This window comes from Planktosalinus sp. (assembly GCF_059864935.1).
The window spans coordinates 1-8,488 of the sequence record NZ_JCBCCK010000369.1 but is presented as its reverse complement, the minus strand read 5'-3'; the positions used below and the strand labels follow the sequence as shown (position 1 = coordinate 8,488).

At 40.6% G+C, this 8,488-nt stretch carries 8 protein-coding genes; 1 reads left to right on the top strand and 7 read right to left on the bottom strand.

Annotation, left to right across the window (positions count from 1 at the left end; all coding sequences use genetic code 11):
* The 7 genes from rodA to purH all read right to left on the bottom strand — a co-directional run.
* A partial coding sequence (gene rodA, locus AC6F75_RS11590) for a rod shape-determining protein RodA (protein ID WP_500715176.1) occupies positions 1-437 on the bottom strand: 437 nt, incomplete at its 3' end.
* Positions 437-2,305 carry a penicillin-binding protein 2 gene (gene mrdA, locus AC6F75_RS11585; protein WP_500715175.1) on the bottom strand — a complete coding sequence of 623 codons (1,869 nt, stop codon included), beginning with the start codon at positions 2,303-2,305 and terminating at the stop codon, positions 437-439. The genes rodA and mrdA, both read right to left, overlap by 1 nt.
* Positions 2,302-2,808 carry a rod shape-determining protein MreD gene (locus AC6F75_RS11580; RefSeq protein ID WP_500715174.1) on the bottom strand — a complete coding sequence of 169 codons (507 nt, stop codon included), beginning with the start codon at positions 2,806-2,808 and terminating at the stop codon, positions 2,302-2,304. The genes mrdA and AC6F75_RS11580 overlap by 4 nt, the downstream gene beginning before the upstream one ends.
* Positions 2,801-3,622 carry a rod shape-determining protein MreC gene (gene mreC / locus AC6F75_RS11575; protein ID WP_500715173.1) on the bottom strand — a complete coding sequence of 274 codons (822 nt, stop codon included), beginning with the start codon at positions 3,620-3,622 and terminating at the stop codon, positions 2,801-2,803. Before mreC ends, AC6F75_RS11580 begins: the two co-directional genes overlap by 8 nt.
* A gap of 219 nt (positions 3,623-3,841) precedes the next feature.
* The gene (locus tag AC6F75_RS11570; protein ID WP_500715172.1) at positions 3,842-4,195 is read right to left on the bottom strand and encodes a PIN domain-containing protein; all 354 of its coding nucleotides are present in this window, start codon (positions 4,193-4,195) and stop codon (positions 3,842-3,844) included.
* A 201-nt stretch (positions 4,196-4,396) separates the two neighbouring features.
* Positions 4,397-5,425, bottom strand: a complete 1,029-nt coding sequence (locus AC6F75_RS11565; RefSeq protein ID WP_500715171.1) for a rod shape-determining protein MreB — start codon at positions 5,423-5,425, stop codon at positions 4,397-4,399.
* A gap of 70 nt (positions 5,426-5,495) precedes the next feature.
* Entirely contained in the window at positions 5,496-7,028 is a 1,533-nt protein-coding gene (purH, locus tag AC6F75_RS11560) for a bifunctional phosphoribosylaminoimidazolecarboxamide formyltransferase/IMP cyclohydrolase (protein ID WP_500715170.1), read from the bottom strand.
* 144 nt (positions 7,029-7,172) lie between these two features.
* On the opposite strand from purH, the gene AC6F75_RS11555 reads away from it, so the two are divergent.
* Positions 7,173-8,426 (top strand): ABC transporter permease, encoded by a 1,254-nt coding sequence (locus AC6F75_RS11555; protein ID WP_500715169.1) that lies wholly within the window; start codon positions 7,173-7,175, stop codon positions 8,424-8,426.
* Positions 8,427-8,488: the final 62 nt, after the last annotated feature.

The window sequence follows — 8,488 nt, the reverse complement described above, 5'->3', positions numbered from 1 at the left end:
GCTTTAATCTGGTCTTTGAACTCCTTGAGGTTGATTTGTATGTCACTGAGGTATTTGGCCATGGCGAGTGCCGTGGCAGCTTTTACAAATTCGGCGGGTTGCAGGCTCATGCCCCCAAAATTGTACCAGGCACGTTGCCCGGCTATGGTGCTTCCAAAAATAAATAAACCAAGGAGTGATAAAAGACCAACTAAGTAAATTAAACTCGAAAAACGTTCGTAAAATTTTGAATCCACCGCCAAAATGAAAACAATCAAAAAAACACTTAAGCCAATAAAGACTAATTGTTTACTGTACGGATATTCAAAGTTAAAAAACACCTCTGAAGCATCTGAAAGCGAAGCAGAATAGATATTAAACCACCCGATAATCACCAGTGCGAAATATAAAAAAATCGTCGTCCAGTCAAATTTTCCTATTCGGGAGCTGCTTTGCATTATTGGTTGATTCTAAAAGGTTCTCCACTTAACGGCTTGGCATATTCATCTTCCAGACTGTTGTTGAGTATCCAGGTTTCCATATCCTTGCGGGTAATCTCACCGCGCAGGTATTTTTCAATCATTAAACTGGCAATTCTCCCGGCATAGCGGCCACCCCAATATCCGTTTTCAACAAAAACAGCAATGGCAATCTGCGGGTCGTCCTTAGGTGCAAAAGCCACAAAAATAGAATGGTCTGTCAATTGCACGCGTTTTCCGTCAATGCGGGTAAAGTTTTCCGCAGTACCGGTTTTACCGCAAATTTCAATCCCAGGTACTTGCAAAGCCCTGGCTGTTCCCTTATTGTACACATCAAACATGCCTTCAATGATGGGGTCAAAATATTTAGGGTCAATGGTTGTGTGATTCTTTTTTGTATATATGGAATCTTTAGTAGCGTTCCCTTCAATATCCTTTAAAATATGTGGAGTTATGTAATAGCCCTTGTTGGCAATGGCCGCAGTCAAATTGGCCAGCTGAATGGGCGTGGTGTCAATTTCACCCTGACCAATTGCGTTAGAAATGGTTGCCGTAGCATACCAGCGGTGTGTAGGAAAGTTATATATCCGGTTGTAATAGGTTGTATTGGGAACCCTTCCCGGGCGGCCGGTGGGTAAATCGTTGCCTAAAAAACCGCCAAGCCCAAAACTTCTCAGGTGATTTTCCCAGGCGTCCATGCCTTCCTGTGGGGTGTTGTATTTATTGATGGATTTTTGATATACCGTTCCAAAATAGGTGTTGCAAGAGTGGTAAACAGCATTGTGTAAATTCACCGGGTTGGCGTGGGCATGGCAACCCATGAAGGCCCCGCGACCATATCGCAAACCCATATTGCAAAAAACGGTTTCACGTTCAGTTACAACTCCCTCCTGTAGCGCGATAAGACCGGTTATCATTTTGAATGTCGAACCCGGCGGGTATTCTGCCAGCAAGCCCCGGTCATAAAGAGGTTTGGCAATGCTGTCATAATATAGCCTAGTGTAGTTTCTGGAGCGTTGCCTGCCCACAAGCAATGCGGGGTCGTAACCCGGAGCTGTGACCAAAGCAAGAATTTCCCCGGTTTTTGGCTCTATGGCAACAATGCCGCCACGCTTGTTTTGCATCAGCAACTCACCATATTCCTGTAATATTGCATCTATAGTTAGGGTTAAATCTTTTCCCTGTTGTGGGAGCGTGTCATAAATACCGTCTTTATATGGGCCAAGGTCACGGTTAAAACGGTCTTTCTGAATAAACATCACGCCTTTTCGCCCTCTTAAAACTTCTTCATATTGAGATTCAACACCGGTACGGCCAATCAAATCACCCATTTGGTAATAAGGATTTTGTTCGATGTTTCTTGGTGTTACTTCAGAAATAAAGCCCAATACATTTGCAGAATGATTGACCTGATAATCCCTTAACGCCCGTTTTTGAATGTAAAACCCCGGGAAGCGGTACATATTTTCCTGAATATGGGCATATTCATCTTTAGTAAGTTGTGGCAAAACCACAGAAGGCAGTCTGGGAGAATAAACCCTTGCACGTTGCAGACTGGTTTTTAATTGTTCTTTTGTGATTTTTAGTAAATTGCTAAGAGCAAGTGTGTCCAGATTTTTTACGTCATTAGGAATGACCATGACATCATAGGAGGGTTGGTTTGAGACCATCAACTCACCATTTCTGTCAAAAATAAAACCCCGTTGTGGAAAGTCATATACTTTTGAAACAGCATTGAGTTCGGCCCTGATTTTCAAATCACTGTCAAACACCTGAAGATAGAGCAGTCTTGCGGTAAATGCCACACCACTCAAAATCACTAAACCAAAAATCAACAGTTTTCTCATCTTTTTTTAGTGCTGAAAATGACCATCAGAACCAGTGACAGCAGTATAGTAAAAATACTTGAAAATAACGCAGATTTTAGAATAAAAAGTGTGTGTTTAAAGCTGAAAATTTCCAAGAAAAATAAAATCAGGTGATGTGTCAAAACCATCAGGGAAATATAGGTTAGACGACCTCCCTTGGGCGTATTCGAAATTTTAATGGAGTTGTATTCTATACTAACACCAAAAGAAAACCTGAGAAACATTGGCCGAAGATAAGCCACCACAAGGCAAGCCGCGGCGTGTATGCCCCCGGTGTCTGAGAAAAAATCCATAGTTAGACCCAGCAAAAACCCCAAAAACAAAAACTGCATTGTGTTTACCCTTACAGGGAAAAGTACCAGAAACAGGATATATACATAGGGATTAATGAAGCCAAAAAGGTGGATGTTGTCAAAAACAAACACCTGGGCCAAGACCAAGGCTACAAATCGGGCGATATTTAAGAGTACATCGTTATTCATTTGGAATGTGTGCTTCTAATTCCCTGATTTCATCTGCCCTGCGGTTTTCAATGACATAGACATTTTCTGTACGGGTCATGTCATTGAACAGTTTGATGTCTATAATAAAAAAGTTTTGACTTTGATCAAGGGTAAAATCTTTTACTGTACCCACGGGAATTCCTTTCGGAAAAATAGTTGAACGCCCATCAGTGGTAATTGTATCGCCCACAGCAACCGGTGCCAACCTTGAAATATCTGTGAGTTGCATAACATTGGGGTCTTTGCCATCCCAAACCAAAGAGCCAAAATGCCCCGATGTTTTTAATTTTACACTAATGCTGGAACGCGAATTTAAAATAGACATTACTGTAGAGAAATTGGTGCTTACTTGGTCTGTAATCCCTACAATTCCGTTGCTGGTTATAACGCCCATTGCACGCTCAATTCCTTGCTTTTCTCCGGATTTTAGGGTGAGGTAGTTGTTTCTTCTCGAAAAATTGTTGTTGATAACCTCTGCCGGGCGATAGACAAAATCCAGCAGATCAAAAATTGAATCGGTAAGGGCGACAGCTTCGGTTTCTGAAAGTTGCAAGAGGTTTTTTAAGCGGCTGTTTTCTTCAAGCAAGAGCTCGTTTTCTTTTCGTAAACCAAAATAGGTGGTGATATCATTTTTGATGATGTAAATATTTCCGGTGATGTAATTGGCTGAACTTACAAATTTGTTTTTGTGAAAGGTATTTGACTGGAAGGTAAAGCTTAGCGAAAGAGCCAACAAAAACAAAAACAACAGAAAATTTTTATTTCGGATAAAAAAATTAATAATCTGTTGCATAGTGAAAAATCCTATAAAAAGTAAACAATTCTAAACCGGAAGATGAATTTTTCCAAGTATGAATAAAAAATGAACCGCAATCAGTCACAAGGTTTTATTTTTGAATGTGCCTTTTTTTTTCTGAAGTAATCTATAATTTCGTTTTCGGACATTTTAGATAACTTTTTGCTTAACCGATCCCGTTGTTGGCGCATATATAAAACAGCGTCAAACTTTTTTTCAATTGTCCTCATGTATTTCAAATTCTCTAGGTGAACGAATCTCTAAATATTGATAACCGTTTTTTATGTTTATGGAATTATAGCCTCTTATCCTTTGAATATTTACTATGTGTTTGAAATTCCAACTTACCAAATAATCTGCTCTTGTTATTGTTGCTAAAGCAATATGCAGGCAGTCTGCAAAACTTGTTTTTCCCACCACTTGTTCTGTTACATACTTATTAGCTAATTCTATTGCTTCTTTTGAGATTTCAAGATATTCGGTATTTTCTTTACTAAAGCTTTTTACAAACTCCTTAATTTTTTCCGGGGCACTTTCAAGTTCATCTTGAGTCACTTCCGAAAATAGCAATATAAACTCTTTTTTTTTAATCCTGCTAATAAGAGGAATGGTATATTCTGAAAATTCATCATCAAAGTATCCCCAAAAACCGATGTATCAATGTATAACCTTTGTTTCACTTTGTAAATTTACGATTTTTCAAGAAGAAACGACCTAAGGCTTCTCCGGGTAATTCCTACATAAGTTGAGGAATTAAAAACCCCTATCTAATTACTTAATCAAAATACTTCGGTAACGGTTGAGGTTTTTCAGGCAAATCCCTGTTCCCCTTACCACAGCCCTCAAAGGGTCTTCAGCAATATACACGGGGAGGTCTGTTTTTTGTGAAAGGCGTTTGTCAAGTCCTCTCAACATCGAGCCACCGCCGGCAAGATAGATTCCCGTATTGTATATATCGGCTGCAAGTTCAGGTGGGGTTTGTGACAGGGTTTCCATAACGGCATCTTCAATACGTAAAATGGACTTGTCCAATGCTTTGGCAATTTCCCTGTAAGAGGTTTGCACTTGTTTGGGTTTTCCGGTAAGCAAGTCACGCCCCTGAACAGACATTTCCTCCGGTGGGTTTTCAAGGTCTTCAGTAGCGGCACCAATCTGGATTTTTATTTTTTCTGCAGTGCGCTCACCCACATAGAGGTTGTGCTGTGTACGCATAAAATATACGATGTCGTTTGTAAACACATCACCGGCAATTTTTATCGATTTGTCACAAACAATTCCGCCCAGGGCGATAACGGCAATTTCAGTGGTTCCACCACCTATATCCACGACCATATTTCCTTTGGGTTGCATAATGTCAATGCCAATGCCAATGGCAGCAGCCATGGGTTCGTGAATTAAATAGACCTCTTTCCCGTTTACGCGTTCTGCACTTTCCTTAACCGCTCGCATTTCCACTTCAGTAATACCGCTGGGAATACAAATTACCATGCGCAAAGAGGGCGTGAACCATCTTTTCTTTAATGCAGGGATGTCTTTAATAAACATGTTAATCATCTTTTCACTGGCGTCAAAATCGGCGATAACACCGTCTTTCAGCGGGCGAATGGTCTTGATGTTTTCATGGGTTTTTCCCTGCATCATGGCAGCTTCTTTTCCCACAGCAATGATTTTTCCGCTTATCCTGTCACGTGCAACAATAGACGGGCTGTCCACAACCACTTTGTCGTTGTGAATGATTAGTGTGTTTGCGGTTCCAAGGTCAATGGCAATTTCCTCGGTCAAGAAATCAAAAAATCCCATAGTGTTGTTAGTTGTCTGAATTAAAATTATTTATGGCTTCAAATTGGTGCAATAGACAAATGTAAAAAAATTAATGTTTAAAATGGCGTGTTCCTGTAAATACCATAGCCATTTGATTTTCATTGCAGTAATCAATGCTCAACTGGTCTTTGATTGAACCACCCGGCTGAATGACAGCTGTAATACCTGCTTTACCTGCAATCTCTACACAATCAGGGAACGGGAAAAAGGCATCACTGGCCATTACTGCTCCATCAAGATTAAAATTAAAAGATTTTGCTTTGTCAATAGCTTGTCTCAAGGCATCAACCCTGGAGGTTTGCCCGGTTCCCGAAGCACAAAGTTGTTTGTTTTTAGCCAAAACGATAGTGTTTGACTTGGTGTGTTTGCAAATTTTTGAAGCAAAGATCAAGTCTTCTAACTCGCTGTTTGTAGGTTTATTGTCTGTGGCGTGGGAAATATCTGATAGACTATCTGTCTTTAAATCTTTTTCCTGTACTAAAACTCCGTTCAATGACGTTCTAATGAGGTTTTTTGGTAAGGCTGTTTCCTTTTGAACAAGAAGGATCCTGTTTTTCTTTTCTATTAATATTTCTTCCGCTTCACGCGAAAAAGAAGGTGCTATCACCACCTCACAAAACAGTTTGTTGATTTCAACAGCTGAAGTAGCATCAATGGCTGTATTACTGATTAAAATTCCGCCGAAAGCTGAAACCGGATCGCCGGCAAGAGCGGCATTGTATGCTTCCAAAACAGTGTCACGTTGGGCAATGCCACAGGCGTTGTTGTGTTTTAAAATGGCAAATGTGGGTTTTTCACCATCAAATTCGTCCATCAAATTTATGGCAGCATCTACATCAAGCAGGTTGTTGTATGAAAGTGCTTTTCCGTGCAGTTTATCAAACATAGCATCAAAGTCACCAAAGAAAAATCCTTTTTGATGCGGATTTTCACCATAACGCAATTCCCGGCCTTTTCCGTAGCTCACTTTCAGGGCAGGAATGTTTTCGGTGGTGTTGAAATAGTTGAAAATGGCGGTGTCATAGTGTGACGAAATATGAAACGATTTTGCTGCAAATCGTCTGCGGTCTTTCAGTGAAGTTGAGCCATTTTTGGCGTTTAGCAAATCTAAAAATTCAGCATAGTCTTCAACAGATGAAACACAAATCGTGTCTGCGAAGTTTTTCGCGGCAGCGCGGATCAGGGAAATACCGCCTATGTCGATTTTTTCGATAATATCTTCAGCTGAAGCCCCGGAGGCAACGGTTTTTTCAAAAGGATACAAATCCACGATCACGATGTCAATTTGCGGGATTTCATATTGCTCCATTTCCTGCACATCGCTTGGAACGTGTTGACGGTTTAAAATACCTCCAAACACTTTGGGGTGCAGGGTTTTAACCCTTCCGCCAAGGATGGAAGGATAAGAAGTGACCTCCTCAATGGGTGTCACGGGAATGCCTAAATCTTTAATAAACTTTTCTGTGCCTCCGGTAGAATAAAGTGTGATGCCTAAAGTGTGAAGTTTTTCAACTATTGGAGCCAATCCGTCTTTACTAAACACAGAAACTAGTGCTGAAGTTGCCTTTTTTAAATCGTTCATTGGGTTGTTGCTTAAAGTGCAAAAGTAGGTATTTACAAGGAAAAATCTGAAAAATTGGGCGCTATTGTTTATAAAACTTTGTAACTTTTTTCATTAATTTTCGTCCTATGTTTCTGAAGCTGAAAAAGCATTAAATATACCGGAATGGTCATCTACCTCAGGCTTTTAAAAGAGAGTTTTAATTTTGCCATCAGTGCGCTGGTAAACAACAAGCTGCGCACATTCTTGTCGTTACTTGGGGTGACCATTGGTATTTTTTCCATTATCGGTATTCTCGCCGCTGTAGATTCACTGAAAAAGGAAGTTCAAGGAAGTTTTAGCGGACTCGATAACAGTACACTTATTGTTGCTCACTATTCGTTTGGGCCTACTACCATACCCAGATGGCGAAGGGAGCAATTCCCTGCCGTGAAATATGAGGAATACCAATACCTGGTTAGAAATTTGGCTGATGCCGAAGCCATAACTTACGGGGTAAATGTGCCGCCGGAAACTATCAGGTTTGAGGAAAAAACAGTTTCCAATGTTCAGATAGGTGCCATTACTCACGAGTACTACCAAATAGAAGCCCTTCAGCTTGCACGAGGCAGGTTTTTTAATGAATCAGAATCCAACAGCGGTTCCCAAGTCATTGTGCTGGGTGATGAAATAGCGAGAAATTTATTCGGTGACGCTGACCCCATCGGGAAAATAGTCAGGATGTATGGAATGAAGTTTGCTGTAATTGGTGTTCTTAAAAAAGAAGGCGCCGGCTTGTTTGGAAACTCAAAAGACAGTGCCGTTTATTTGCCGGTGAATGTAGCACGCCGCATTTTTGGCAGCAACAATAGAAATTCATTTCCACAGATTGTGATAAAACCAAACAAAGGCGTTGACCAGGACGAATTTATAAGTACGGTAAAACAACGATTACGGGCATCAAGGGGTTTAAGACCCGATGATATTGACACTTTTTTTATCAACGAACTCAAAGGCTTTTCAGATATGATAGACAACCTCTCTACCCAACTTAATTTTATGGGATTAATCATTAGTGGGTTTTCACTTTTGGTAGGGGGTTTTGGTATTGCCAACATAATGTTTGTTTCAGTAAAAGAACGCACCAACCTGATTGGTATTCAAAAATCTTTGGGGGCCAAAAACAAGTTTATTCTGTACCAATTCCTGTTTGAAGCGGTTATTTTGGCAATCATCGGCGGATTAATCGGGTTGTTTTTGGTCTGGGTAGCCTCTGTGCTTGCGTCTATGTTTACGGGCGATTTCCAGTTTGTGGTCTCTTTTACCAACCTGATGATCGGGACCATCATTTCTGGGTTGATTGGACTTGTTTCCGGGATTATTCCTGCCATTTCCGCCTCAAGGCTGGACCCTGTTGAAGCCATTAGAACGGGAATGTAGATTAGTTTTGAGAGGTGAGTGGGTAGAGGTGAGTTTTAACTGACTTAGAACTACATGACCTA